This is a genomic window from Micromonospora sp. DT81.3, from assembly GCF_049847225.1.
GTDB lineage: Bacteria > Actinomycetota > Actinomycetes > Actinomycetales > Microbacteriaceae > Microbacterium.
This window is the reverse complement of sequence record NZ_JBNCNY010000001.1, coordinates 562,081-586,867: the sequence shown is the minus strand read 5'-3', so window position 1 is coordinate 586,867 and position 24,787 is coordinate 562,081. Positions and strand designations below refer to the sequence as shown.

At 69.2% G+C, this 24,787-nt stretch carries 27 protein-coding genes; 16 read left to right on the top strand and 11 right to left on the bottom strand.

Going from position 1 to position 24,787, the window contains the following annotated elements:
- Positions 1-226: 226 nt before the first annotated feature.
- Positions 227-1,612: an L-serine ammonia-lyase, iron-sulfur-dependent, subunit alpha gene (locus ACPW96_RS02835; protein WP_425882136.1), complete on the top strand. Its 1,386-nt coding sequence runs from the start codon at positions 227-229 to the stop codon at positions 1,610-1,612.
- Between the two features lie 32 nt (positions 1,613-1,644).
- Here ACPW96_RS02835 and ACPW96_RS02830 read toward each other — a convergent pair whose 3' ends face one another.
- On the bottom strand, positions 1,645-2,817 hold the full coding sequence (locus ACPW96_RS02830) for a low temperature requirement protein A (protein ID WP_425819363.1): 1,173 nt from the start codon (positions 2,815-2,817) through the stop codon (positions 1,645-1,647).
- 101 nt (positions 2,818-2,918) lie between these two features.
- Here ACPW96_RS02830 and ACPW96_RS02825 point away from each other — a divergent pair, with 101 nt between their 5' ends.
- The 4 genes from ACPW96_RS02825 (at position 2,919) to ACPW96_RS02810 (ending at position 5,416) form a co-directional block, all read left to right on the top strand.
- Positions 2,919-3,545 (top strand): TetR family transcriptional regulator, encoded by a 627-nt coding sequence (locus ACPW96_RS02825; protein WP_425819365.1) that lies wholly within the window; start codon positions 2,919-2,921, stop codon positions 3,543-3,545.
- Positions 3,542-3,832, top strand: a complete 291-nt coding sequence (locus tag ACPW96_RS02820; protein WP_425881947.1) for a DUF4287 domain-containing protein — start codon at positions 3,542-3,544, stop codon at positions 3,830-3,832. The genes ACPW96_RS02825 and ACPW96_RS02820 overlap by 4 nt, the downstream gene beginning before the upstream one ends.
- A 79-nt stretch (positions 3,833-3,911) precedes the next feature.
- Positions 3,912-4,685, top strand: coding sequence for an ABC transporter ATP-binding protein (locus ACPW96_RS02815; RefSeq protein WP_425882135.1), 774 nt, complete (start codon positions 3,912-3,914; stop codon positions 4,683-4,685).
- Positions 4,682-5,416 carry an ABC transporter permease gene (locus ACPW96_RS02810; protein ID WP_425881946.1) on the top strand — a complete coding sequence of 245 codons (735 nt, stop codon included), beginning with the start codon at positions 4,682-4,684 and terminating at the stop codon, positions 5,414-5,416. Before ACPW96_RS02815 ends, ACPW96_RS02810 begins: the two co-directional genes overlap by 4 nt.
- 56 nt (positions 5,417-5,472) lie before the next feature.
- On the opposite strand, the gene ACPW96_RS02805 is transcribed toward ACPW96_RS02810, so the two are convergent.
- Positions 5,473-5,913, bottom strand: a complete 441-nt coding sequence (locus tag ACPW96_RS02805; protein WP_425819373.1) for a MarR family winged helix-turn-helix transcriptional regulator — start codon at positions 5,911-5,913, stop codon at positions 5,473-5,475.
- Positions 5,914-5,957: 44 nt separating this feature from the next.
- On the opposite strand from ACPW96_RS02805, the gene ACPW96_RS02800 reads away from it, so the two are divergent.
- On the top strand, positions 5,958-7,841 hold the full coding sequence (locus ACPW96_RS02800; protein WP_425881945.1) for a DUF2207 domain-containing protein: 1,884 nt from the start codon (positions 5,958-5,960) through the stop codon (positions 7,839-7,841).
- A gap of 103 nt (positions 7,842-7,944) precedes the next feature.
- Here the strand turns inward: ACPW96_RS02800 and ACPW96_RS02795 are convergent, their stop codons facing one another.
- The 4 genes from ACPW96_RS02795 to ACPW96_RS02780 form a co-directional block, all read right to left on the bottom strand.
- Positions 7,945-8,142: a DUF2795 domain-containing protein gene (locus tag ACPW96_RS02795; protein ID WP_425881944.1), complete on the bottom strand. Its 198-nt coding sequence runs from the start codon at positions 8,140-8,142 to the stop codon at positions 7,945-7,947.
- A 35-nt stretch (positions 8,143-8,177) separates the two neighbouring features.
- Entirely contained in the window at positions 8,178-9,350 is a 1,173-nt protein-coding gene (locus ACPW96_RS02790; protein WP_425881943.1) for a hypothetical protein, read from the bottom strand.
- Between the two features lie 439 nt (positions 9,351-9,789).
- Positions 9,790-10,458, bottom strand: a complete 669-nt coding sequence (locus ACPW96_RS02785; RefSeq protein ID WP_425881942.1) for a cation diffusion facilitator family transporter — start codon at positions 10,456-10,458, stop codon at positions 9,790-9,792.
- Positions 10,455-10,793 (bottom strand): ArsR/SmtB family transcription factor, encoded by a 339-nt coding sequence (locus ACPW96_RS02780; RefSeq protein WP_425819383.1) that lies wholly within the window; start codon positions 10,791-10,793, stop codon positions 10,455-10,457. Before ACPW96_RS02780 ends, ACPW96_RS02785 begins: the two co-directional genes overlap by 4 nt.
- 155 nt (positions 10,794-10,948) lie before the next feature.
- On the opposite strand from ACPW96_RS02780, the gene ACPW96_RS02775 reads away from it, so the two are divergent.
- Positions 10,949-12,148, top strand: coding sequence for an MFS transporter (locus ACPW96_RS02775; protein WP_425819385.1), 1,200 nt, complete (start codon positions 10,949-10,951; stop codon positions 12,146-12,148).
- 192 nt (positions 12,149-12,340) lie between these two features.
- Here the strand turns inward: ACPW96_RS02775 and ACPW96_RS02770 are convergent, their stop codons facing one another.
- Positions 12,341-13,264 (bottom strand): hypothetical protein, encoded by a 924-nt coding sequence (locus ACPW96_RS02770; protein WP_425881941.1) that lies wholly within the window; start codon positions 13,262-13,264, stop codon positions 12,341-12,343.
- Between the two features lie 299 nt (positions 13,265-13,563).
- On the opposite strand from ACPW96_RS02770, the gene ACPW96_RS02765 reads away from it, so the two are divergent.
- Positions 13,564-14,391: a hypothetical protein gene (locus ACPW96_RS02765; protein WP_425881940.1), complete on the top strand. Its 828-nt coding sequence runs from the start codon at positions 13,564-13,566 to the stop codon at positions 14,389-14,391.
- A gap of 95 nt (positions 14,392-14,486) precedes the next feature.
- Positions 14,487-14,708 (top strand): amphi-Trp domain-containing protein, encoded by a 222-nt coding sequence (locus ACPW96_RS02760; protein WP_425819391.1) that lies wholly within the window; start codon positions 14,487-14,489, stop codon positions 14,706-14,708.
- Between the two features lie 61 nt (positions 14,709-14,769).
- Here ACPW96_RS02760 and ACPW96_RS02755 read toward each other — a convergent pair whose 3' ends face one another.
- From ACPW96_RS02755 to budA, 3 genes are all read right to left on the bottom strand, one after another.
- Positions 14,770-15,039, bottom strand: a complete 270-nt coding sequence (locus ACPW96_RS02755) for a hypothetical protein (RefSeq protein WP_425881939.1) — start codon at positions 15,037-15,039, stop codon at positions 14,770-14,772.
- 68 nt (positions 15,040-15,107) lie between these two features.
- Complete coding sequence (locus ACPW96_RS02750; protein ID WP_425819395.1) at positions 15,108-16,001, bottom strand: DUF808 domain-containing protein; 894 nt, start codon at positions 15,999-16,001, stop codon at positions 15,108-15,110.
- A gap of 97 nt (positions 16,002-16,098) precedes the next feature.
- A complete protein-coding gene (gene budA / locus ACPW96_RS02745; RefSeq protein WP_425881938.1) occupies positions 16,099-16,821 on the bottom strand; it encodes an acetolactate decarboxylase in 723 nt (240 codons plus the stop codon).
- Between the two features lie 144 nt (positions 16,822-16,965).
- On the opposite strand from budA, the gene ACPW96_RS02740 reads away from it, so the two are divergent.
- The 5 genes from ACPW96_RS02740 to ACPW96_RS02720 all read left to right on the top strand — a co-directional run bounded on the left by ACPW96_RS02740 (position 16,966) and on the right by ACPW96_RS02720 (position 20,983).
- The gene (locus ACPW96_RS02740; RefSeq protein ID WP_425819399.1) at positions 16,966-17,430 is read left to right on the top strand and encodes a hypothetical protein; all 465 of its coding nucleotides are present in this window, start codon (positions 16,966-16,968) and stop codon (positions 17,428-17,430) included.
- 162 nt (positions 17,431-17,592) lie between these two features.
- Complete coding sequence (locus ACPW96_RS02735; RefSeq protein ID WP_425881937.1) at positions 17,593-18,099, top strand: hypothetical protein; 507 nt, start codon at positions 17,593-17,595, stop codon at positions 18,097-18,099.
- 502 nt (positions 18,100-18,601) lie between these two features.
- Positions 18,602-19,732, top strand: coding sequence for a glycosyltransferase (locus tag ACPW96_RS02730; protein WP_425881936.1), 1,131 nt, complete (start codon positions 18,602-18,604; stop codon positions 19,730-19,732).
- Between the two features lie 74 nt (positions 19,733-19,806).
- A complete protein-coding gene (locus ACPW96_RS02725) occupies positions 19,807-20,727 on the top strand; it encodes an alpha/beta fold hydrolase (protein ID WP_425881935.1) in 921 nt (306 codons plus the stop codon).
- Entirely contained in the window at positions 20,720-20,983 is a 264-nt protein-coding gene (locus tag ACPW96_RS02720; protein WP_425881934.1) for a hypothetical protein, read from the top strand. The genes ACPW96_RS02725 and ACPW96_RS02720 overlap by 8 nt, the downstream gene beginning before the upstream one ends.
- Positions 20,984-21,031: 48 nt before the next feature.
- Here the strand turns inward: ACPW96_RS02720 and ACPW96_RS02715 are convergent, their stop codons facing one another.
- Complete coding sequence (locus ACPW96_RS02715; RefSeq protein WP_425881933.1) at positions 21,032-22,621, bottom strand: serine hydrolase; 1,590 nt, start codon at positions 22,619-22,621, stop codon at positions 21,032-21,034.
- A gap of 464 nt (positions 22,622-23,085) precedes the next feature.
- On the opposite strand from ACPW96_RS02715, the gene ACPW96_RS02710 reads away from it, so the two are divergent.
- Together ACPW96_RS02710 and ACPW96_RS02705 are read left to right on the top strand one after the other, a co-directional pair.
- Entirely contained in the window at positions 23,086-23,409 is a 324-nt protein-coding gene (locus ACPW96_RS02710; RefSeq protein WP_425881932.1) for a hypothetical protein, read from the top strand.
- Positions 23,410-23,537: 128 nt separating this feature from the next.
- Positions 23,538-24,779 carry a phosphotransferase gene (locus ACPW96_RS02705; protein ID WP_425881931.1) on the top strand — a complete coding sequence of 414 codons (1,242 nt, stop codon included), beginning with the start codon at positions 23,538-23,540 and terminating at the stop codon, positions 24,777-24,779.
- Positions 24,780-24,787 lie beyond the last annotated feature (8 nt).

Genomic DNA, 24,787 nt, shown 5'->3' with positions numbered 1-24,787 from the left:
TGAGCCTGTCGAAGCGTCGGACCGCGCCTCGGTCGCTGACCCTGGTTCGGTCGCTGAGCCTGTCGAAGCGTCGGACCGCGCCTCGGTCGCTGACCCTGGTTCGGTCGCTGAGCCTGTCGAAGCGTCGGACCACGACGCCTCGACAAGCTCGGCGACCGGTGCTGGCTCGGCGACCGGTGCTGGCTCGGCGACCGGTGGTGGCTCGACGACCGATTCGCGCTCGGCGATCCGCACGACGGGCCGGACGATCTACTCCACGGTCCCCGAGCCCGTCGAGGGGACGCCGCTTCTCACCGAGACGTATTACTCCGTCGGCGGCGGGTTCATCCGCCGAGAAGGCGAGGAGGCGCAGGTCACCCCGCACGCCTATCCCTACTCGTACGCCGACGCCGAGTCGCTGATCGCGCTGTGCGACGAGCACGGCCTCACGATCGCGGAGCTGGCGAGGCGCAACGAGCAGTCGCTGCGCTCCGAGGACGAGGTGGCCGCGGGGCTCGATGCGATCTGGGACGCCATGGCGGCCTGCGTCGAGGCCGGCCTGCACCACGACGGCGTGCTTCCCGGCCTGCTCAAGGTCAAGCGGCGGGCGTCGGCGATCCGGGAGCAGCTCGAGGCGGCCGAGGCGGGCGGCCACCGGGAGCTTCCCGGTGAGTGGCTCGGCGCGTTCGCGCTCGCCGTCAACGAGGAGAACGCTGCCGGCGGGCGGGTCGTCACGGCGCCGACCAACGGCGCCGCCGGCATCCTGCCCGCCGTTGCGATGTACTGGTGGCGGTTCCTCGCGGATGCCGGGCTCGGAGCGGGGAACGCCGTGACGCCGTACGGGGAACTCGTTGGCAGCGCTCTGCTCGGTTTCGACCCCTCGACAGGCTCGGGGACCGGCTCAGGCTCGGGGACCGGCTCAGGCTCGGGGACCGGCTCAGGCTCGGGGACCGGCTCAGGCTCGGGGACCGGCTCGGGGACAGGCTCGGGCTCGGGGACAGGCTCGGGCTCGGGGACCGGCTCGGGGACCGGCTCGGGCTCGGGGACAGGCTCGGGCTCGGGGACCGGCTCGGGGACCGGCTCAGGCTTGCGGGCCGACTCGGGCTCGCGACGCGGCACAGGCTCGGACCCGGCGATAGGCTCGCCGCCGAGCGATCCCCTCGACGGTGCCCTCGTGGCCGACGCGAACCGCCGCCGCGGCATCCGTCGCTTTCTGCTCACGGCCACCGCGCTCGGCTCGCTGTTCAAGGCGAACGCGTCGATCTCGGGCGCCGAGGGCGGCTGCCAGGCCGAGGTCGGCTCGGCCTGCGCCATGGCGGCCGGCGGCCTGACCGCCGTCATGGGCGGCACGACGCGGCAGATCGAGAACGCCGCCGAGATCGCCATGGAGCACCACCTCGGGCTGACATGCGATCCGATCGGCGGGCTCGTGCAGATCCCGTGCATCGAGCGGAACGCCATCGCGGCATCCACCGCCGTCACAGCGGCCCGGCTCGCACTCCGCGGCGACGGCTCGCATTACGTCTCGCTCGACGCGGTCGTGGAGACCATGCGCCAGACCGGCGTCGACATGTCGACGAAGTACAAGGAGACCAGCGAAGGCGGCCTGGCGGTCAACGTCATCGAGTGCTGACGGAACAAGCCGTGACCCCCAGGACCGCGACTTCATCCCCCACTGCGCCGCCCCAGCTGCACCCGCTCCACGGTCTCGCCCACCGCCACGAGCACGAGCAGCGCGGCGACCGCCAGCGACAGAACCAGCGCATCGAACAGCGGCGAAGCCACGGCGAGCACGAGAATGCCCGCGATGCCGAGCACGTGCGCCCGCGCCCAGCGGTGCTCGAGCACCCGCCGGAACAGCGTCGTGCCGACGAGGAACAGCAACGGCCCCCCGAGCAGAATCACCGTCACCTCGAGCCCCGCCGAATGTGGATGACCGAGCGCCTCCTTGTCGCCGACGCTCATCAGCACGATCCCCGCGATGATCGCGAGGTGCACCCAGGTGTAGGCGGTGCGGGCGAGGCGGCCCGGTTCGTCGGCGGCCTCGATCGCCTCGGACCCGATGCGCTCGCCGTGGTCGAAGTAGATCCACCAGGCGGCCGCGGCGGTCACGAACGACGTACCGAGCGCGATGATGCTCTCCGGGGATGACTCCGTGCCCGCGAACGCGAAGCCCGCGACGAGCAGGCCCTCACCGATCGCGATGAGCACGAAGAGGGAGGTGCGCTCCGCGATGTGCGGACCGGAGATGTCCCAGGCGCCGATTATCGCCCGCCCGTAGCCGGGCACCGGGAAGCCGAGCACCGTGCCGATCAGCTCCAGCCCGAGCGCGGCGGCCCAGAACGGCAGCTGCAGCTCCAGGGGGAGGAGCGCGCCCGTGATCCAGAGCACGGCGCCGGCCGCCGTCCACGCGAGGACGCAGGTGAAGTCCCGGGCCACCCCGGGGTCGTGCCGCCGCGTCGCCCAGACGATGAAGCCCGTGCGGCCGAGCTGCAGCACGACGTAGGCGATGGCGAACGTCCACGCCCGCTCGCCGAAGGCCTCGGCGATCGCGACGCTCATCAGCAGCGCCACGGCGGCGAGCGCGACCACCGCCCCGCGCACCGGAAGCCTGACGGGGTCGAGCCAGTTGGTCACCCAGGTCGTCGATACCCACGCCCACCACAGCGCGCACACCATGATCACGCCCTCGAGCGCACCGAGCGGAGTCTGGTTCTCGTACAGGTACGCCGAGAGCTGCGTCAGGGCGAACACGAACACCAGGTCGAAGAAGAGCTCGACGTAGGTGACGCGGTCGGCGCGAGGAGTGTCGCTCGGGCGCAGGACGTCGCTTCGCATGCCCAAAGTCATCCCTCATCATCGCAGGCCGCTTCCCTGTCGGTCCCTGCGCTCCATGCTGGCGCCTGGGCTCCGTCGGGGCCCAGGTCTAGGCTGGGCGGATGCCGAACTACGCCGTTCCGACGCCGCGGCGTCCGCGCGGCCGGCCCCGCGGCGGGGGCGCGGACACGCGCGATCGCATCGTCGCGGCGGCCATCGACGAGTTCGGCGAGCGCGGCTACGACGGCGCCACGATGCGCGCGATCGCCGCGCGGGCCGGGGTGGATGCCGCGCTGCTGCACCACTACTTCGGCACCAAGGCCGACCTCTTCGGCGAGACGGTCGGCGCGCCGATGCGCCCGGACCTTGCCCTGCCTGAGATCCTCGACGGTCCCCGCGACGAGGTGGGCGAACGGGTCGTGCGCTACCTGCTCGAGGCGTGGGAGGTGCCGGAGACCCGCAAGCGGGGTGTCGTGCTGCTGCGTTCCGCGATCGGCAACAAGCTCGCGACCCCGCTCCTCGCCGGCTTCATCTCCCGTGAGCTGCTGGGCAAGATCGCGGCGGTGCTCGATACGCCCGACGCCGAGCTGCGTGCGGCGCTCGTCGCCTCCCAGATCGCCGGCCTCCTGATCGGGCGCTACGTGCTGCGGCTGCCGCCGCTGGCCGAGGCATCCGTCGACGAGCTCGTTACCCGGCTCGCGCCCACGGTCCAGCGCTACCTGTTCGACGAACACGAGGGGAAGACATGACGTTCCAGGCATATCTCGACAACATCGAGGAGAAGACCGGCCTAACACCCCGCCAGTTCCTCGAGCTCGCGACCGAGAAAGGCTTCGGGCCCGGCACGAAGGCCACGCCGATCGTCGAGTGGCTCGCCGCGGACTACGGTCTCGGTCGTGGCCATGCGATGGCGCTGGTGCACGTCATCACGAAGGGTTCGAAGATCCCCGGCAAGCACGTCGAGTCGGGCGGCACCCACAGCGACCCGAGCGACACGCTGTGGCTCGACGGCAAGGCGACCAACCCGGCAGGCTGACCCGGCCGCGCGCGGGGCGCGCGCGTCGACGCCTTCCCTCTTGTGATTCCCGCGTCGCGGGAGCATTATTCATCATGTGATGAATAAAACCCCGGATGCCGCAGCCGCGGCCGCCGTGTCGGTGCGCGGCCTCCGGGTGCGCCGAGGGACGACCACGGTCTTCGACGGGCTCGACGTCCAGATCCCGCGCGGTCAGCTCACGGGACTCCTCGGCCCCTCGGGCTGCGGCAAGACCACGCTGATGCGCTCGATCGTCGGCGTGCAGAAGGTCGACGGGGGAACGGTCACGGTGCTCGGGGCCCCGGCCGGCTCGGCGGCGCTCCGGCACCGCGTCGCGTACGACACCCAGGCGGCCTCCGTCTACGGCGACCTCACGGTCGAGCAGAACCTCGCGTACTTCGCGCGGCTGATCGGCGCTCCGGCGAGCGATGTCGCCCGCGTGATCGGGGAGGTGGGACTCGGGCCGCAGGCCCGGCAGACGGTCGACTCCCTCAGCGGCGGCGAGGAATACCGCGTCTCGCTCGGGGTGGCGATGCTCGGAACCCCCGAGCTGATAGTGCTCGACGAGCCGACCGTCGGCCTCGACCCGGTGCTGCGCGCCGAGCTGTGGGGACTGTTCCACGCGCTCGCCGAGCGCGGCGCCACCCTCATCGTCTCGAGCCACGTCATGGACGAGGCGCTGCGCTGCGACCGCCTGCTGCTGATGCGCGCCGGCCGGATCATCGCCGACACCACCCCGCAAGGGCTGCTCGCCGACACGGGCGCGGCCGACCCGGATGCGGCGTTCCTCGCGCTCGTCGAGCGCGATCAGGCGGCGCATCCGAAGCTCCGGCGAGAGGGCGACCGCTCATGAACGCCACCCGCACGTTCGCCACCGCGGGCCGGGTGCTCCGGCAGCTCGGCCACGACCACCGCTCGGTCGCCCTGATGCTCATCGCGCCGAGCATCCTGGTCGGGCTCTTCGCCTGGCTCTTCATCGACCAGGACGGGGTGTTCGACACCATCGGTCCGCCGATCCTGGCGCTCTTCCCCTTCGTGATCATGTTCCTCATCACGAGCATCACGACCCTGCGGGAGCGCCGCTCGGGGACCCTCGAGCGCCTCATGACCACGCCGCTCGGCAAGGGCGACTTCATCGCCGGTTACGCCCTCGCCTTCGGAGCCGCCGCGGTGCTGCAGGCCCTGATCACCGTCGCCTTCGCCGTGGGGGTGTGCCGGCTCGACGTCGAGGGACCGCTCTGGCAGCTCGGCCTCGTCGCCGTCGTCGACGCGCTCCTCGGGACCGCGCTGGGCCTGCTCGCGAGCGCCTTCGCCCGCACCGAGTTCCAGGCCGTGCAGTTCATGCCGCTGATCGTCTTCCCACAGATCATCGTCGGAGGCATCTTCATGCCCCGTGACGAGATGCCGGACCTGCTCTACGCGATCTCGAACTTCCTGCCGCTCAGCTACGCGATCGACGCCGTGAACGCCGTGACCGCGGGGGATGAGGGCTGGGACGTGGTCGGCCCGCTCCTCGTCGTGCTCGGATTCGTGGTCGGCGCCGTCATCCTGGCCGCCCTGACGTTGCGGCGCCGTACACCGTAGGTCGGCGGTCCGAGCCCGACCGGCCGGGCCGCCCGCCGGTCAGCGCCCCCGAGCCTTCAGCACTCCGGCGGGGGAGTGCGCAGCTTCGCGGTCAGGTCGCGCAGCACCCGGAGCTCCTCGACGTCGAGACCCGACATCCGCTCCGCGATGCGACGTCCGTGCTGCGTCGCCATCGTGCGGAAGGAGCGGGCACCCTGCTCGGTCGCGCGCACCAGTGCGCCCCGACCGTCGTCGGGGTCGGGGCATTTGGTCACGAGTCCGCGCGCGACCATGCGGTCCACGAGGCGCGAGACGCTCGGTTGGCTGACGAGCATGAGCGAGGTCACATCGCGCAGCCGCGCCGTCATCTCGGGGGCCCGAGTGACGGTCAGCAGTACGTCGTATTCCGCCTGGGAGAGGGTGGTGTCGTCGAAATCGACGCTGAGATCCCCGAACACCTCGTGCTGTGCCCGAAAGAGGCTCTCCCAGGCCTCGATGGCAAGACGGCGGTCATTCATCGCACCAGGGTAACGCCCGTAGGCTGGCCCGCGTGAGGATGCCTGTGAGGAACGCACGCCCGGCCCGTGCATCGGTCCGGTGGATGCGCGGCGCTGCGACGCTCGCGGCATCCGTCGTTCTCGCGGCGCTCGCTTCGGTCGCCGCCGCACCCGCTGTGGCATCCGTCCCCGCGTTCGCGGCGTTCGCCGTCGCGGATCCTGCCAACGTCGCCCCGCCGACGGCCGCCGGCGTGCAGGACTTCGTCTTCGAGAGCATGGACGTCGACTACACGCTGGACCGCGCGGACGACGGCACCAGCCGGCTCTCGGTGGTCGAGACGTTCGTCGCCGTGTTCCCGGAGTTCGACCAGAACCGCGGCATGCAGCGCCGCATCCCGGATTCGTACGACGGAGTGCCGACCTTCCCCACGCTGGCGTCGGTCACGGATGCCGAGGGCGACCCGCGTCCAGAGGAGACCGAGAGCGAGGACGGCCACCTCATCGTCACGTCCCGCTCCGGCGACTTCGTGCACGGACGGCAGACATACGTCTTCACGTACACGATGCAGAACGTGGTTGGAGCCTTCGCCGACACCGACGCGGACGAGTTCTACTGGGACGTGAACGGGGTCGACTGGGCGCAGCCGTTCGGCCGGGTGTCCGCGCGGGTGAGCATGCCGGCCGACCTCGCCGGCGCGCTGACAGGGGAGGAGGCCTGCTACCGCGGCTCGCAGGGGTCGACGGCGACGTGCGAGATCGCGCGGGATGCCGGGGCCTCCGGTTCGGCGGTGCTGTCGGCATCCGCCGCCGAACTGGGTCCGTTCGAGACGATGACCGTCGCGATCGGCTTCGAGAGCGGCACCTTCACGCCGTTCGACTCGTCGTACTTCGCGTCGCCGTGGGGCTGGCTGCAGGCACTCGCCGCGCTGCTGGTCGCCGGGGCGATCGCGCTGGCCGCCGTCGCGCGCCGGCGGCACCTGCGCGATGACCCCGGTCGCCCCACGATCATCACGGAGTTCACCCCGCCGCCCGAGATCGACGCACTCGAGAGCGCGGTGCTGCTGGGCAAGACGACGAAGGCGATTCCCGCCGAGGTGCTGGAGCAGGCGGTTGCCGGGTCGATCCACATCGTCGAGGGTCCGCCGAAGATGTTCGGGGGGACCAAGCTCGAGGCGCAGCTGGTCGATCCCTCGCGGGCCGACGGTGACGGGCGGATGCTGCTCGATGGGCTCTTCGGCCCCGGAGCGCCCGCCGGGTCGGTCTACGAGTTCGGGCGCGCCGACACGCGGTTCTCCTCCGCCGCCCAGAAGATCCTCAAGGCGGCGTCGACCGAGCTGAGCACGCGCGGCCTCCGCCGGCCGGTCTCGCCGATGGTGCCGGCGAGGCCGATCCTCGCCGCGATCGGCGCCGGGGCGCTCGTGTTCGTGCTCGGGTTCGCGGCGATCAGCGCCGGCGTCTTCCCGCTCGGTCCCATCGCCGTGATGGCGGTCGCCGTCGTGGCCTTCTTCGTGGTGGTCGGGCTCGTGACGCGCACGCCGCTGACCGCCAAGGGCGCCGAGACCCGCGACCACCTCGAGGGCCTGAAGGTGTTCATCGAGTGGGCGGAGGCGGACCGCATCCGGATGCTGCAATCACCGCACGGCGCCGAGCGGCAGCGGATCGACACCAACGACCCGCGGCAGATGCTGAAGCTGTACGAGGTGCTTCTCCCTTACGCGGTCGTCTTCGGCCAGGAGAAGGAATGGGCGGAGCAGCTCGCGGTGCTCTACGGCGCCGACGGCTCGCCCGGCTGGTACACCGGGTCGAGCGGCTTCCACGCGGCCGCGTTCGCGTCCGGCATCGGTTCGCTGTCATCGAGCGCGTCGGCGTCGTCTAGCACCTCCGGCGGCTCCAGCGGAGGCGGCTCCGCCGGTGGTGGAGGTGGCGGCGGGGGAGGCGGCGGCGTCTGACCCGCGGGGTTCGGTCCCTGGCCCCGGGCCGGTCCCTGGCCCCGGCCCGGTCCCTGGCCCCGGGCCGGTCCCTGAGCCCGTCGAAGGGTCGCGGCTCCCAGTCCTACTTCCCCGCGACGGCGCTGCTGACGTCCGTGGGGCTGTCGAACGAGTCCTGCGAGGCGGACTCGAGCGCCTGTACGAGCTCGTCGGGTGCGCCCTGGTCCCGCGCAGTCCGGACGAGGTCGTCCCGGCTCGCCGGGTAGTCCACGCCGCTGAGGTACTTCTGGAGCTCGATCGGGGTCGGGTTGTTGTCGGACATGGTGCTTCCTTTCGTTGATCTACGGAGTGTCGTCGCTACGACGCGGCGGGAACGGCCGGCCCGGTCTGCCATCGCAGCAGGGCCGCCACGGCCGCCTCGCCGGGCAGCGTCAGCGGGTGATCGTCGAGCCCGGCTTCGCGGGTGAAGTAGACGCGGGCGTCGGTGAGCAGCGCCGCGCGCAGGAGGGCCGACCGCGCCGGAACCCTGCCGAGGATCCTCGCGGTCAGCGCGTCCTCGGGGGTCGAGGCGACCCAGGGGGCGTCATCCAGAGCAAGCAGCTCGCGGTCGGCCAGCCGCGCGTCGTCGATGAGCAGCGCGTCGACCTGGGCGGAGGCGAGCGCGTGAACAACGCCGCCGACCGTCAGCTCGGCGAGGTTGTCGCCGCGGCCCTCGTGCAGGTTGATGAGGTCCGTGATGGCCTCCTCGTCCGCGCGGACGATCCGCTCGATCTCGGCATCGATCCGCTCGGTGAGGCGTTCGTCGCTCGCGCCCTCCGGCTCGGTGTCGGTCGGCTCCACGACGAGGATCGCCTTCGCCTCGTGCGAGAGCTCGTCCGCGAGCAGCTGCCGGGCGCGGATGTCGCCCGCGACGACGAGCAGCCGGGGCCGGTGCCGGCGCACCAGGTGGTCGATGGTGGTCGCGACCTCGGACTGCGTCTGCTTCCAGATCTCCTCGACGTGGTCCTGGGTGTGCTCGTTGCGGGATCCGGCGCCGCGCTTGGGCTTGTGCAGGCTGTCGGTGCGCCCCTCGACGTACTCGCTGGTCTCGGGGGCGGCCTTGCCGACCTGGAACAGCGTCACCCGCCCGCCCTCGCGGGCGGTCTCGACGACGAGGTACGAGAAGGCGGTCAGGGCGTGCTTGACCGCCGGCGAGAGGTCCGGCACCCGGCCGAAGCTCACGGATTCGGCATCCGCCGGCGTCGAGCGGATCACCTCCGTGAGAAGCGCTTCGCCCCCGCGCACGACGGAGAAGACGGTGACCGGACTGGGCACGCCTTCGGCCTCGGTCAGGGCTTCGACGACCGCCTCGATGTCGGCATCGGGGGCTCCGGCGCGTCGCAGCGCGTCCACCGCGCTGTGCGAACGGGCCCGCTCGACCTGCGGGGGATCGGCCGTGTCGACGGACATGTCGACGTAGACGCACGAGACCGGCTCGGGCTCGCGGTAGACGTCGGCCAGTGTTCGGAGGTAGTCGGTCGTGTTGTCCACGAGACCCCTTTCGTCTGGGAATCGTTCAGTTCACGACAGACGGTAGCCGCGCACCCCGGGGGGCTCGGCAGGGGCTTGACAAGGTATGCGGGGATCACCCGATCGCGGGGTGCGCCCGAGGAAGAGGGGCGGATGCCGGAGGCAAGAGCGGCGGTCGACGGCTGGATGCCGGAGGCAAGAGTAAGGGCCGGTCGGAGAGGCTCCCGACCGGCCCTTGTCCCTTGCACCAAGAGTGTCCTGCAATCACATGTCGGTAGCTGCCACAGCAAAACAACTACCGTGCTTGCACTCTATAACGACGAGGTAACGGATGGGAAGGGGTTCTCGTTATCTTTTTGTGATTCTCCTCGAAGCGGTCACAGAACTCTCATCCGGTGCGCCGATGTCTTGTCGGGGCGGGGCTGATCCGATCGACATTCCCGGGGTCTGTTCTCACGGCTCAGTCGTTGGAGTCAACGGACTCATCTTCGAGCAGCATCCCGACCGATGTGGCGCAGGTATCGCCGCCCCAGGCTTCGATGCCCTCTCGGATCGCAAACCCGGCGATGATGAGGCCCGCAATCGCATCGGCCCACCACCACCCGAACAGGCTGTTCACGATGAGGCCCGCGAGCACCGCTGTAGAGAGGTACGTGCAGATGAGGGTCTGCTTGGAGTCCGCGACGGCCGTGGCCGATCCGAGTTCGCGCCCCGCGCGTCGCTCCGCGAGGGAGAGGAACGGCATGATGATGACGCTGAGAGCGGTGATGACGATGCCGAGGGTGGAGTGCTCGACCTCGACCTGACCCACGAGTGCAAGCACGGACGAGACCGTGACGTAGGCGGCGAGGGCGAAGAACGCGACCGCGATGACGCGGAGCGTTCCCTTCTCCCACCGCTCGGGGTCGCGACGCGTGAACTGCCATGCGACCGCGGCGGCGGACAGGACCTCGATCGTGGAGTCCAGGCCGAATCCGATCAGCGCGGCCGACGATGCCACAGTGCCCGCGGTGATCGCGACGACGGCTTCGATCAGGTTGTAGGCGATTGTCGTGGTGACGATCCACCGGATGCGGCGGTGAAGAACGTGCCGGCGGTCGTCGGCCACGCGGGGTGCGGTGGTGGTCATGCGCAGGTGCAGCTCTCTCCGGCGCAGGAGCCGGGCTCGACGTAGAGGACGACGCGCAGCAGCTCATCCAGGGCCGGGGCCAGGTGTGCGTCCGTGAGCCGATACCACGTGCGTCGGCCGTCGGGTACCGCCTCCACCAGGCCGCAGCCACGAAGGCACGCCAGCTGATTGGACATGACCTGTCGAGAAACGCCCAGAGCATCGGCCAGGTCCGAGGGGTAGGCGGGCGCCTCACGCAGAGCCAGGAGTACGCCGGCGCGAGTGGCGTCGGACAGAGCATGACCCAGTCGAGCCAGCGCCGCGGTGTGCGTCACGGTTGCGGTTGCGGGAGACATACGAGGGAGAATACATAGAACGCTGAATAAACGAAACTGTGTACTTGTGAGGCGCCCTCCTTCTCTTCGGTTGACGGAGCACCGTCTGGCGAGCGTGACTGTCGGTGCAGGCGATGCTGGAGGAGCAGCTATCCAGCTGCCGTGAGTAGATGGGGATGGTTGTGACGAAGATGGCGGATGCCGCGCCGACGTCGGCGATCGCCCCGTTGTACGCGGCTGGTTTCGTGACCGCATTCGGCGCGTTCAGTGTGGCCGCGGGCTTGGGAGCGACGGGCGAAGAGATCGGCCTCAGCCTTCTGCGCATCGGTGTGCTCCTCGCCCTGTACGACGTCGCGGAAGTCTTGCTCAAGCCCATCTTCGGATCGCTGTCTGACCGGATCGGCGCGAAGCCCGTCATCGTGGGCGGGCTCGTGGCGTTCGCGGGATTGTCGTTGTTCGGTCTGGGGGCGGACAACATGGTCATGCTCGCGGTTGCGCGGCTCGGGCAAGGGGCCGCCGCAGCTGCGTTCTCTCCGGCTGCGTCGGCGTCGGTGGCGAGACTCGCGGGCCCAGGTCGGACCGGTCGGTACTTCGGTCGATACGGCTCGTGGAAGTCGCTGGGGTACACGCTCGGGCCGATACTCGCGGCCGCGCTCATCGGCATCGGCGGGATGCCCTTGCTGTTCGGCGTGCTGGCCGCGGTCGCCGCGGTAACCGCGATCTGGGTGGCGGTTGCGCTGCCATCGATCCCGCCGTTGCCGCGCCCGCGCTACACCGTGATCGATCTGGTTCGACAGACGACCGATCGTCGCTTCGTGATTCCCACCCTCGCTCTGGCGACCTCGACGGCCGTCTTGGGTGCGTCGATCGGTTTCCTTCCGGCCCTTGCCACTGAAGGCGGGTCGAGCGTGATCGGGGCAGTGGCGATCGCGTCGGTGCTGGCGTTGTGCTCCGCGATCGTGCAGCCGGTGGTCGGCGCGCGTCGCGACCGGGGCACCGTGTCGGATCGGACCGGCACCGTCGCCGGCCTCGTGCTCCTGGCTGCGGGTGTGCTGACCGCGGCCGTGCCTCTGGGACCTGCGGGTTTGTACCCGGCGGCAATCCTCATCGGTGTCGGCATCGGCGTGGTCACGCCGTTCGCGTTCGCCTCCCTCGCAGATTCGACGCCGCCTGAGCGGATGGGTCGCACGATGGGCTCAGCGGAACTCGGCCGAGAGCTCGGCGACAGCGCCGGTCCGCTTCTAGTCGGCGCGGTCGCTTCGGCGCTGACGCTCGGCGCCGGTCTTGCCGCTCTCGCTCTCTCTGCCCTCGTCGTGGCGGCAGGCGTGAGCCTCACGCCACCGAAGAAGCCCGTCCCGGACCCCGTCCGGGACTAGCCCTCCGTAGCGGACACTGCGTCGCGCTGCTCGGGGCTGCCTTGTCGAAGCTGCGCCGGCGCGCCGATTCGCCGAACCGAGCTCATTCAGGCGCCTACGGCGATCCTTCGGTAGGCGAGGCGACGAGACCGCTCTCCGGCGACGGCCCTGTCCCGAGCAAACTCCCCTGGACGCTGCCGCGACCACAATCGGTTACGGTGCCGCATGGAGGGAGGCCTCTGCGTTCTCCTGCGCCGTCCGCGTGCGGGTCTCGCCCGTGACGCAGATCTGGTCGCCGACGTAGGCGTCGCGCCAGACGTATCCAGGAAGGCACGTGTTCTCCCCGTAGGGCCCGCCCGGCGGGTTGGGCTTGCGCCGCAACTGCGTCACCTCGGCATTGTCCACGAGGACCTGAGCGGCCGACGCCGGCAGAACGCACACCTCATCTGAGGGCACCACGAGGCGATAGACGTAACCCGGCTGGCACCGGTCCGCCGCCGCCGTGGGCGTCACCGTGGGCGTCACTGTGGGGGTCACTGTGGGCGTAACCGTCGGCGTCCGGTCGGGATCGGGTTGGACGAGCGACCAGATCAGAATCCCGCCGCCGACGAGGAGTATCAGCGCCACGGCGGCGACGATGAATATCCACCACGGGAACTTCCGCTTGGCAGGCGGCGCCGACACCTGGAAGGCGACCGTTGGACCCGCCACCACCCGGTCGGGGGCCTCCTCCAACGCGGCGCCCAGAGCGAATGATGCTGCTCCGGCCGGCGCCTGGTCCGCAACCCGCACCGTCACTTGCACGGTCGCCGTGCCCGCCACAGGCAGAGCCCGCTCAGCCGTCGCCGGCCCTCCCGAGGCTGAGCCGGCCGGTGCAGCTCCGGCAGGTGCTGATCCCGCTGGCGGCACGGGCTGTCCGACCTCGGGCTCGATCTGGAACCACGACGCGTCGGCGCCTGCGCCCGGCTGCACCATCACCCGTGCCCGTACGGGTCTCCCCGTCAGGTTGGACACCGTGAACGACACACTGCCGCGCCGCAAGCCGTCCAGGCTCAGCTGCGACGGTCCCGCGACGGCGAACGGTACGGCTTCCGCCGCACCCGGATCCGACGGCCCGAACCCTTCAGAACCCGACATGGGTCACCTCCCACTCTTCATCGTCCTACGTAGCGAATGGACGGGTGCAGCACGGTTACGGAGTCTGGTGGACCAATCGTCGGCGACGGCGAAGCCCGATGCAGTGAGAGAGGTTCCAATCGGGTGCGTGATACACCGTGGAACGAGGAGTCTCATTCGTGCCCGCAGGTCTTCCGCCGTCGTTGGGTCACCGGGTGGATGTCATGCCAGGTTGACCCCGCCTCTCCCGTCCGGGCGTAGCGTGACAGGGTGGGGAGCTCACCGAAGCGCAGACCCGGCGCGGGCAGGATGGCCTGACGATGGATGCCGCGGCCCGCGCCGAACTGGCCGCGCTGCGTCGCCGCGCGTACAGCCGGGACGCCGACATCGCCGGCGACTCGGTCGCGCTGAAGCGCCTTGCCGAGCTCGAGGAGCTCGCGCTCCCCGCCCGGCCGGCCGCACCCGTGCCGTCATGGACCCAGGGCGACCCAGAGGCCGAGGCCCCGACATCCGGTCCCATCGCTGACGAAGGGGCGACATCCGGTGCCGTCATCGGTGCAGGACCGCCGGTCGCCGGGCCGGCCACCGGTCGCCCCTCGCCCCGCGGCCGTCTGATCGTCGGCCTCGTCGGTGCAGTCGCGGTGCTCGCGGCGGCCCTCAGCACGGTCGCCGCGCTGCAAGCGGTGCCGGACCCGACCCGCGCGGACGCGGCGACCGCAGCTCCGACCGCAGGACCCGCCCGGACCGATGTCACGGCGGACGATCCCGTGACGATCCCTCTGCTCATCGACAGCCTGCGCGGCGAGTTCATCGACTTCTCCGAGCGACCCGATGTACCGATGTTCCTCGCCAACGGCGTGACCAGCTGGGTGCAGCCGCTCGGCGTCTACTACGGATGGGCGCTCTGGGTCGCCGGGGTATCGAGCGGGCAAGGGCCCGAGAACTGTCTGCTGGTGACCGACGGCACCGCGACCGAAGCACAATGCATTCCCGCCGAGACCACCGTGGACGGGGCGCTCGAGGTGTCGCTCCGCTATGACAAGCTCGCCGATTATCAGCGGCCCCAGGGGATGACACCCGATCAGCAGGTGACTTTCGACTGGGGTGGCGGCGCCTACGTGACAATGGAAATCACCGACAGTCGATGAGCCCTTGAGAACGATCGAAGCCGCCGACCCCCTCGAAACTGTGCGCGGCCGGGCAGAGGTCGGTACGGTCGAGAAGACGAAACCAGGGAGACACCATGGACCTGTTCGACATCAATGACACCCAGCGCATGAGCCGCGAGGAGGCAGCCGCCAAGCTTCGCACACTCGCCGACGCCTTGGCGAAGAACAACTCGGTCGAGTTCTACCGCGAGGGACGCCAGATAACCGTGCGCATCCCCGACGAGGTCAACCTCAAGGTAGAGGTGGAGCTCGGCGAGGAGGGCGAGAACGAGCTGGAGGTCGAGCTCACCTGGTGACGCCGGCGGGCCGGAGGCGACGCCGCGACAGAGAGCGGCAGAGCGCCACCGGTCGGTCGACTTACCAGAGAGTGCCGCCCCCGACTGAGATGCCGCCCCAGGTGAGCGCGATGAAGATGCCGGCGAACACGACGGGCGCGATGCCCTTGCCGCCGCGCGCGAGACCCTTGAAAAGGGCGATCACGGCAAGGACCGCGGCGACGATAGAGAGCCCGCCGCCGAGGATCAGCCCGATGAACAGCGGGATGGGCATGAGCAGGAGGCCGGCCAGCGCGACCCAGAACGCGGCCCAGGCAGTCGGATTGGAGCGGCGTTCGACGGAGGAGGACATACTTCATTATCCCGTGTCCGCAACCCGCCGCCCGTCACGCCCGCACCATCACGCCGGCCAGCAAGCCCTCAATGTGAAGCGTCGACCGGCGCCTTCCGCCTGACGAGCTTCATCACCGCAAACACGATCCCTGCGATGATCAGCCCGTACACGAGGCCGAACAAGCCGGAAAGCGCGGTGTCGACGATCCACCCCACGACCGGCCCGAGCGACTCGATCGCATGCGTCGCGGCGTGCAGCAGGTCGTAGGGGCCGGCCCAGAAGGTCTCCGCCAGATTCGCGATCACCAGGTGGCCACCGACCCAGAGCATCGCCACCGTGCCGATGACGCTGATGATGCGGAACACCGTCGGCATCGATCGCACGATCCACTCCCCGGTGCCTCGCACCCCGCTCGCGGAGCTCTGCGCCATGCCCAGTCCGATGTCGTCGATCTTGACCAGGAGCGCGACGGCACCGTAGACGAGCAGCGTCATCCCCAGACCGATCACGACCAGAGCGCCGAGGGTCATCCAGATCCCGAAGTCCGCATCGAGACTGGCCAAGGAGATCAGCATGATCTCCGCGCTCAGGATGAGGTCTGTGCGGATCGCACCGAACACGAGTTTGCGCTCGTCGCGCGGTTCGTCCTGACCAGGGCCATGGTGAGCGCCGAACCACTCCATGACCTTCTCGGCGCCCTCGAAGCAGAGGTATGAGCCGCCCAGGATGAGCAGCCACGGCAACGCCCACGGCGCGAAAGCGGTGAGCAGCAGAGCGATGGGGATGATGATGACGAACTTGTTGACCAGACTGCCGATCGCGATCTTCCCGATGATCGGCAGCTCCCGTGCAGGGGTCACGCCCTGCACGTATTGAGGGGTGACCGCCGCGTCATCGATCACGACGCCGGCCGTCTTCGCGCTCGCCTTGACGGCGGCGGTGAGGATGTCGTCTACGACTGCGAGCAAACCGACCGACAAGGCAAACCTCCGTTTTGGGTCTTCCGACGCGCGGGTGCGGATCGATCGACTTCATGCACGCTAATGCAGCACTCGCTCGTAGACAATCCGGTTGCGCTCAGGCATCCGACGCGTTCCCGTCCGCGACCGTGCCGCCCTCCACGGCGACGATGCGGTGATCCTCACCGTGCGTCAGCTCGGTTTCGAGAAAGTGCTCGTCGGTGGGAAGGCGCAGGTTGAAGCGGGAATGCGCTGCGAGCTTCAGCCGGGCCTCGGCGATCGTCACATCCAGAACGTGGCCGCCGACGCTGCGGTCTTCCGCGATGAAATGCATGTGCAGACCCGCGACGCTGATTCCTTGATAGATGCGCGGCGTCCAGAACCCGACGAGCGTGCCGCGAGCATCCGTCACCATTGTCTCGATCTGACCGCTCGTGACCTCCGCCAGCGGTTCAAACGGGCGCTCCTGACGCGGAGTCACGCGGATGCGGAGGGCGGCGAACACGCCATCCACGCGCACGGCGTGGAACAGGTTTCGACTCACGAGACCCTTCTCGACGCGGCCGGTGAATTCAGGCAGATCCGCGCCGGCGATGGGCTGCGCCGATACCTCCGGGAACGGACTGACAGCGACGAACGGGAGGACTCGGTCCTCTGCCATACGCCGCGGGGACTCATCGACCGTGCACTCGAACACATCGCCGTCGAGGATGATCACCTCGCCGCCGAGATGATCGCAGCATCCGATGCCGAAGTCGCCGAGTTTCCGCACATCGGCAACCGCCATTCCCGACTCGTACGCCCCTGCAAGCAGAGCATCAAGCACGGCGAATTGGGTCACTGCCGAATCGGAGACGGATTGTCGGCTGCTCACGATGCGAGATTATCCCGCCCGTGCCCCCGGAGGATTCGTCCCCGAGCAATGCACCCATCGACGCCGCGCTTGGGTCGGCGTACTCTGACCCTCATCAGTCAGGGAGAGAACGTGAAGTTTCGACACGCGCAGCACGCGATCAGCGAAGACGAGCAGATCGCGCGATACGCCTACGTACTGGGAAACGTTCCCGCGAGCGTCGCCGATAAGGCCTACGCGGCCGCCTTCGCTCACCTGCCCGCGGCCCAGCGTCAAGAAATCGTCGGCCGGCTTCTCTCGCAGCTGCCGGCCGCGCCGCAGAAACCGGCATCCGAGGATCCCGAAGCGTTCGCTGTATTCATGCGCGACCTGAGCTCGCGTGACGCCCTGGTGCGGGTCAGCGGTGTCGGCGCCTTCGCGGCCGCGTTCGTGACGAGCCCTCCGATCGTCGCCTACTTCACGGCCGGCACGGGGTCGGTGACGGTGGACCAGCAGCCGCTCTGGGTACAGGAACTGGCGGGCCACGAAACGGCCCCTCTCGACGCGGGACGGATGCACCACCGCTACGGAGTGAACGCAGGCGAGTGGTACGTCTGACACGACCGGCCGTCAACGCGGGGGAGTGACCGCGGGCCTCGACCTTCATGGGTCGACCGGACATGGTGTGAACCTGGGGCGCGTGGAGACCGCTGCCGACGACATCCTGCGGGCAGTCAACGCCGCAGCGATCGGCCTCCATCGTCGAACATAATGGGGCTTGTGGCAGATGCGCTGGCGCTTCACGGCTCCCCGGGGTCCGGGAAGAGCACGCTTGCGCGAGCTCTGGCTTTGACGCTCGTGGAAGCGGACATCCCGTGGGGCGTCATCGACATGGACGAGCTCAGCCTGATCCATCCCTACCCCGGCAGACACTTCCCACGCGAGAACCTGCGGGCCATCTGGCCGAACTACGTCGCCGCTGTCCCCGACATCAAACTCATCATCCCGACGGTGTTCGCCGACGCGGAGGAGGTCGAGTTGCTGCGCGCCGTGCTGCCGGGAGCGCGGCTTCTCATCTGCGAATTGACCGCGCCCATAGAGATCTTGAAGCAGCGGGTCACCGAGCGCGAGCCCACCGAGGAGATGGCCGTCGGTCTGCGCCGGTGGGTCGACGTCTACCACGCCCGGACTGATCATGAGCGCATCCGGCACTTCCAGGTGGCTACCCACCCCGCGTCGGTCGATGAGTCGGTTCAAGAGATCCTTCACCTCGCCGAGTGGACCTGACCCCGCCCGCGCCGGGGCCGGCGATCGGCAACTGCGCAGCCCGACCCGGCGGTGGGCCTCTACCCGTTGCTCGTTGCGCTGCTTTTCGCGGCGATCGGCGGCGCCTTCGAGACCGTGAAAGAGCGGATCGACGCCACCGCATACCCTCCTCCCGGTGACCTCGCCGATGTCGGCGGGCACCGGCTGCACGTCCACTGCGCCGGCTCCGGCAGCCCCACCGTGATTCTCGAGCCCGGGCTCGGGGAAGTGGTTCCCAGCACAGAAAGCACTGGCGAGCCTGTCTACGAACAGCCGCCAGCAGATCGTCACCGATGCCACCCATGCCTCCCTCGTGTACGAGCGGGCCCATGCGGCCGCGGGCAGCAAGGCGATTCGTGACGGCGTTGCAGCGGTGCGGACCTCCCAACCGCTGGGCTGAGCGATCCGCGGCTCGTCGTGCTGAAGGGCACCAGTGAACGAGACGTCGTGGCGCGGGAGCGCTCGCGCTCGCTACAGTCCTCGAATGAAGGTGTTGTTCCTGAGTGCGAACTTGGGTGGAAACGTGCCGCCGACGGTTGCGATCGCCCTGGAACTATGCCGCCGCGGCGCCCAGGTGGATGTCGCCGGCATCCTCGTCGGCGCAGGCCCGACCGCGGACTCAGGCGACGGCCCCCCTGACGATGCCGCCGCACTCACCGAGGTCGATGCCTCGTGGGGACAGAAGCGAGACGCGTCGGGCTCTCCTGAGCCGGTGGGGCCGGCGCTCCTGCGCATCTTCGTCAGCCGTGGTCTTGCGGCGGAGGCGGAGGCGCTCATCCGGGACCACCGCCCAGATGTCGTCGTCGTCGACTGCATGGCGCTCGCGCTGATCCAGGGCGCGAACCGCAGCGGGGTGCCGGTCGTGGTGCTTTTCCACACCTTCGCCGAATACTGGCGCCGCGCATTCCTGGCGGGTCCGTTCGGGGCGCTGGTGGGAGCGCTCGGATTTTCTCCTCGTGCGCTATGGGGGGCCGCGACGCTTCGACTGGTGCTCACCGATCCGGTGCTGGACCCGGCGAGCCACAAGCCGGAGTTCGCCGACTACGTATGGACAGGGACGACGGAGGTCGGCCCGACCGAATCCCCACTTGGTTCGACCACCCCGCCACGCGTGGTCGTGTCGTTCTCGACGACTTCTCTGCCGGGAATGCGGCGCGCGTACCGCAATGCCATCGAGGCGCTGCAAGAGCTTCCCGTCGTCGCGATCGTCACGACCGGCGGGTTCGAGATCGGGGATTCACCGCCGGCGGCGTTCAACGTGGAGGTCCGCGGCTTCGTGCCGCACGCCGAGCTGCTTCCGGGAGCCGCCCTCGTGATCGGTCATGGCGGGCACTCCACGACGATGAAGGCCCTCTCTTACGGCGTTCCGCTGCTCGTGATGCCGCTCAATCCCACTGCCGACCAAGGACTCATCGGAGATGTGCTCGAAAGAGCCGGGATGGGGCGCCGAATCTCAGCCCGCAGCGATCCCACCAAGATCCGGCGGGAGGCCGCGGGGCTGCTGCAGGACGTCACGGTGCGGGAGCGCGCACAGACCACGGCTGCACGCTTGCGCTCCGCGAAACCCGGAGCCGAAGTCGCCGCAACCCGAATCCTGGAGGCCGCCCGCAGCTGAACGGGGAACCGGACGGACGAACTGCCCTGGTGTCGTGGGCAGTCGACTCCCGCAGACGAGGAATGAGCGAGTGCATGGGAAGTGAACGAGGCGTGGTGACGACGGCCGGAGGCCGAAGGATCGAGGTGTTGACGGCCGGCGATCCGGACGGCTTCCCGTGGCTGTGGATTCCAGGCAGTCCGTCGGCAGCGGCAGATTATCCGCGACTGGATGCGCTGGCGATGAAGCTGCGCCTTCGAATGGTGACGTGGTCACGGCCGGGCTATGGCGGCTCCACGCCTCGACCGCTGCGGGCGCAGGGGGCACGGATCGCCGACGATGTCGCCGACGTCGACGCCATCCTGGCGGCGCTGGGAATGGACGGCTTCGTCGCGGTGGGTTGGTCCGGGGGTGGCCCACGCGCCCTGGCGTGCGCGGCGATGTTGCCGGAACGGTGTCAGGCGGCCGCGACGCTGGCCGGCCTCGCCCCGTTCGGTGCAGAGGGTCTGGACTGGTTCGCCGGCATGGGACCAGGCAACGTCGCGGACTTCACGGCGGCACTCACCGGGTATGAGGCCTACGGGGCATTCAAGGAGATGTACTTCCTGCCCATGACGGCTGCCAGAGTCGACGACGTCAAGGCCGGATTAGGCGCCTTGCTGACCCCGTCGGATGACACTGCGCGGACGGCGGAGCTGGCGGTATGGCTGACCGAGATGATGCATCGAGCCGGTGCGCAGGGAGTCATCGGCGCGCGCGACGACGGGTTGGCGATGGTCGCGCCGTGGGGATTCGACGTAACGGGCATCGTTGTGCCGGTTGCCGTCTGGGCCGGTGGACTGGACACGACGGTGCCTTTCGCACACGGAAAGTGGCTGGCGGCGAACGTCCCGGCGTCGATCGCCCACCTCATCGACGACGCGGGGCACATCACCCTCGTCAACAAGATCGAGGACGTATTGCGCGAGCTGCTCGAAATCACGGAGACACCGCTCCACAAGCGACGGCATGTCTAGACGGTCAGCGGCGGCGTGGGTGACTGCGGGCATCTTGACGGTGACGGGTGTCGTGGCCCTCGTGGCGGGATTGTCCACCCCCGTGACCTTCAGCTGGTTCGCTTACCAACCACTCGCGGATGCGACCTTCACCCCGGAAGGAAGCGGCGTGTTCCTTTCCCGCATCACCATCGCCGGGTTGATCGCACTCAATATCGGACTGATCGCGCTTGCGTTCCTCGTCGGCTGGCGTGCGGGGGCCAGACGACGCGCGTGATCGACGACGTGGACCTCGCCCGCTGCGGGATCACCCGTGGCGGGCGGCTCACCGTGTGAACGTGCCGACTTGGTGCTTGTCGAAGTATTCGAGCACGAGCGTCTCGCCGTTGAACGTGGCCTGCGACACTGCCTGCGGGTTCGAGTTCTCGCCTCTCGGTCGGAATACGAACACGTCGCCGGACCAGTGCTCGAGCGGCCACCGACCTGTAGGGCCGAGACTGAGGACGAGCTCGTCGCCCTGCGCCTCGACGAGCGCGGGCCCGAAGTAGTCGTTCGCGTATTCGCCCGTGTACGAGGCGAGAGCGGCCGCGGGAGCGGCATCCGCTGGAGGATTCTGACCGTCGAATTCGCCGAGGGGCTCGTTCATGATCCGGTCGAAGACGGAGATGAAGAAGTCGATCCAGTCGCGGCGCTCCTCCCCGAACTGCGCGATGTCCATGAAGCGGTTCGCGATGCCCTCGGCCACGCCGTTGGCTGCCGCGTTGGACAGCACGATGATCCCGATGTCCGCTCCGGGGAGCATCTTCACGATGGTCCCGGTACCCATGGCGAACGCGCCGGAGTGATTGACGTCGACGAGCCCGCCGACGGTGGTGCCCACGTTCCAGCCGTAGCCGTACATGCCGGCCCGGGCTCCCCAGGCATTCGGGGAGCCTTGGATCATCTGCGGCGACATCGCGGGCAGCAGCGACGCCTCCTCGACGAACCGGTCCCCGTCGTGCTCGCCGGCGGCAAGCAGCATCTTCGTCAACGTCGCCATGTCGTCGATGTTGGAACTCACACCCCCCGCGGGCGATTGCGCGTCGGGCTGACGCTGCTCGGGGTTGACGATCCATTCACCGTCCTGCTGGATGTGGCCGAGCGCACGGTTCTCCCGCTTCTCGAGGTCCGCGTACCGCGAGCTCGTGGATGTCATGCCCAGGGGCTCGTAGACCAGGCTCTCCGAGAGCGTCGCCCAGTCCTCACCGGATGCCCGGGCGACGGACTCTGCCGCGGTCGTGAGGTCGAAGTTCCCGTAGTTGTAAACCGCACGCCACGACTCGAGCGGGATGTGCCGGAGTCGCTCGATGATGCTCCCGCGGTCGTAGCCGATCTCCTCCAATTCATCGCCGGCGTGCTCGTACAGACCTGAGCGGTGGGAGTACATGTCGGCGATCGTGACGTTCGCCCCCACGTCGGGGTCGGACAGCGTGAATCCCTCGAGATTCTCGGAGACCGGTGTGTCCCACTTCACGATCCCTTCGTCGATCGCCCGCGCGATCACGGTCGACCCGACCGATTTGGAGACGGATGCCAGGGCGAACACCGTCGCGGAATCCACCGGCTCCCCGCTGTCGACGTCGCGGACGCCGAAGCCCTCGGCAAAGATCACCTCACCGCGGTGCACGACGCCGACGGCGATGCCCGGGGCTCCCGTCGCGTCCATCGCCGCGCGCACCGCGTTGGGGATGTCGGCGACGGCCGCGTCGACCTGCGCGGGCGTCACCACCGCCAGTGCGTCCGCCGCGGGATTCGCCTTCACCACGGGACTCTGCGTATGCTGCGGCGCGGCACTCGCCGTTGCGGTGCGGCCGGTGAGGGCACCAGCGACGAGGACGGGAGCAACGGCGGCGGAACGACGGGGAGCAGCTCGCATGCTCCGAGTGTGCAGGAGGTCGACGCGTCGCGCCATGGATAACGTCGGGACGTGCTTCTGCGCTCAGGCGTCAGGGCTGTACGTGGCGAAGTCTCCGGCACGCGACAGCGCGGCCCGATCTCGCGTGGCAGCGGGGTAGCGGAACCTCATCCAGCGGCGCATGATGGCCATGACTCGGCGCGTGTCCTCGAAATCACACTGTGCCGGTCGAACTCCGCCTTTCCTGGCAGCGGAACGACAACAGCACGTGCAAAAGGCCTCGCCACCCGGTTCACACGACGAGATGGGTTCCAGCGATGATCAGATGGGGACGCGGCGTCCTAGTAGTCGCCGCACTGGCATGCTTTTCTGTCGCACAAGCGTCGGGTGCAGCCGCTGAGCCGGCGGCTTCCGATCTTGAGCGCACGACGTACCCGGTCGACTTCGTCACAGGCGTTTCCTGCGTGGGGGAAGGCGTCCACGTTGTGGGCGAGGTCACCTACCTGGTGCAAGCTGTCGAACCGTCCAGCGGTGACCTTCTCATCGCGTACCACATGAGAACGGACGTGACAGGCATGGGTGTCGCGTCCGGCACTTCCTACACGGTGGTCGACAGTCGCCGGGGAGCAAACCATTTCCGAGGGCCCTACCGGTTGGATCAGTCCAGCGTCGCCACGTCAACCTTGCTGTTGGTGAGCCGGGGCGAGGGACCCAACTTCATTCTGACCCTTCAAGACAAGGTGACCGTGACAGCCGACGGCGAGGTGGCCGTGGAATTCTTGAACACGAATGTCCACTGCGTCGGGTGACTGGACAGCTGCGGCGCATCACGAACGGGACCGTGGCGTGAGACACAGGAATCGCGACACCCCCTACGCCTCTCCCGCATCCCCGTCCACCCCTTTCTTCGGCAGCCCCGCACCGGTCAAGGTGAAGTGTGCGATTCACAGACGATCTCGGCGCCTGGGTGGCGCAGCAACGCTGGTACGCGGGCAAGAGCCACGCACCTCGATTCCGGGTCCTCGACGCCCAACCGGTCCCGGGGGCCACGCGCTACCTGCTGATGGACGACGCGGGAACGCTGCCGGCGCTCTACCACGTGCCCCTCGCAGTCGTGGAGGAGCCCGTCGAGCCGGACGCCGTCGTCCGCCGTGACGCCGACGGCTACCTGATCGATGCCACCCGCCACCCAGCATTCGCCATCGGGATGCTCGCGGAGATGGGGGTCGATGTCAGCGGGGTGACGGGGTCGCGGCCGCTCACGGGCGAGCAGTCCAACACGTCCATCGTCTTCGACCAGAGCGGAGAGCCGACGATCATCCTCAAGCTCTTCCGCACCCTTCACCATGGCGAGAATCCCGACGTCACGGTGCAGCGTGTGCTGAGCAACGCCGGGTCGCCGTACGTGCCGCGATTCCTCGGGAGCCTGGACGCCGAGTGGCCGGATGTCGGCCGCGAAGCGGGCGTCGCGCGCGGCACCCTGGGCTTCGCGCAGGAATTCCTCCCCGGCGTGCGCGACGGGTGGGCGGTCGCGCTGGAGGCGGCGCGGGAGGGTCGGGACTTCACCGGGGCCGCACGAGACCTCGGGACCGCCGTCGCCGGGGTGCACGGCGCACTCGGTGCGGCGCTGGAGACGGCGGATGCCGGACCCGATGAGGTGACCGCCACGGGCACCGCCTGGCGGCGACGGCTCCGGATCGCCGCGGCCGAAGTGCCCGCCGTCGCCGAGCGTCTCCCGGCGATCGACGCCGTCTACCGCGCTGCCCTCGAGCGCCCGTGGCCGCGGCTGCAGCGAATCCACGGCGACCTGCATCTCGGTCAGGTGCTCGCGGTTCCGGACGGCGGGTGGCGCATCGTCGATTTCGAAGGTGAGCCCCTGCGCCCGATGAAGGAGCGCGCGATACCCGACCTGCCTCCTCGCGATGTCGCGGGGATGCTGCGGTCCTTCGACTACGCGAGCGCGGTCGCCGATGGACCCGATGCGAGCGGCTGGGCTGCGGCGTGCCAGGCCGCGTTCGTCGACGCGTATGCCGGTGCGACGGGATCCGTCGAGCTCGATCCGGTGCTGCTCCAGGCGCTCGTTCTCGACAAAGCGGTCTACGAGTCGATCTACGAGGCCCGCAACCGCCCGGACTGGCTTCCCGTGCCGCTGGCCGGCGTCGATGCCGCGCTCGCCTGATCCCCTGC

Coding starts and splice junctions, on each gene's coding strand:
- ACPW96_RS02810 (WP_425881946.1), top strand. CDS start 4,682: ATGAACGCCACCCGCACGTTCGCCACCGCGGGCCGGGTGCTCCGGCAG.
- ACPW96_RS02825 (WP_425819365.1), top strand. CDS start 2,919: ATGCCGAACTACGCCGTTCCGACGCCGCGGCGTCCGCGCGGCCGGCCC.
- ACPW96_RS02755 (WP_425881939.1), bottom strand. CDS start 15,039: ATGTCCTCCTCCGTCGAACGCCGCTCCAATCCGACTGCCTGGGCCGCG.
- ACPW96_RS02820 (WP_425881947.1), top strand. CDS start 3,542: ATGACGTTCCAGGCATATCTCGACAACATCGAGGAGAAGACCGGCCTA.
- ACPW96_RS02730 (WP_425881936.1), top strand. CDS start 18,602: ATGAAGGTGTTGTTCCTGAGTGCGAACTTGGGTGGAAACGTGCCGCCG.
- ACPW96_RS02815 (WP_425882135.1), top strand. CDS start 3,912: ATGAATAAAACCCCGGATGCCGCAGCCGCGGCCGCCGTGTCGGTGCGC.
- ACPW96_RS02765 (WP_425881940.1), top strand. CDS start 13,564: ATGGATGCCGCGGCCCGCGCCGAACTGGCCGCGCTGCGTCGCCGCGCG.
- ACPW96_RS02805 (WP_425819373.1), bottom strand. CDS start 5,913: ATGAATGACCGCCGTCTTGCCATCGAGGCCTGGGAGAGCCTCTTTCGG.
- ACPW96_RS02760 (WP_425819391.1), top strand. CDS start 14,487: ATGGACCTGTTCGACATCAATGACACCCAGCGCATGAGCCGCGAGGAG.
- ACPW96_RS02795 (WP_425881944.1), bottom strand. CDS start 8,142: ATGTCCGACAACAACCCGACCCCGATCGAGCTCCAGAAGTACCTCAGC.
- ACPW96_RS02830 (WP_425819363.1), bottom strand. CDS start 2,817: ATGCGAAGCGACGTCCTGCGCCCGAGCGACACTCCTCGCGCCGACCGC.
- ACPW96_RS02785 (WP_425881942.1), bottom strand. CDS start 10,458: ATGACCACCACCGCACCCCGCGTGGCCGACGACCGCCGGCACGTTCTT.
- ACPW96_RS02770 (WP_425881941.1), bottom strand. CDS start 13,264: ATGTCGGGTTCTGAAGGGTTCGGGCCGTCGGATCCGGGTGCGGCGGAA.
- ACPW96_RS02780 (WP_425819383.1), bottom strand. CDS start 10,793: ATGTCTCCCGCAACCGCAACCGTGACGCACACCGCGGCGCTGGCTCGA.
- ACPW96_RS02775 (WP_425819385.1), top strand. CDS start 10,949: ATGGTTGTGACGAAGATGGCGGATGCCGCGCCGACGTCGGCGATCGCC.
- ACPW96_RS02720 (WP_425881934.1), top strand. CDS start 20,720: ATGTCTAGACGGTCAGCGGCGGCGTGGGTGACTGCGGGCATCTTGACG.
- ACPW96_RS02725 (WP_425881935.1), top strand. CDS start 19,807: ATGGGAAGTGAACGAGGCGTGGTGACGACGGCCGGAGGCCGAAGGATC.
- ACPW96_RS02715 (WP_425881933.1), bottom strand. CDS start 22,621: ATGCGAGCTGCTCCCCGTCGTTCCGCCGCCGTTGCTCCCGTCCTCGTC.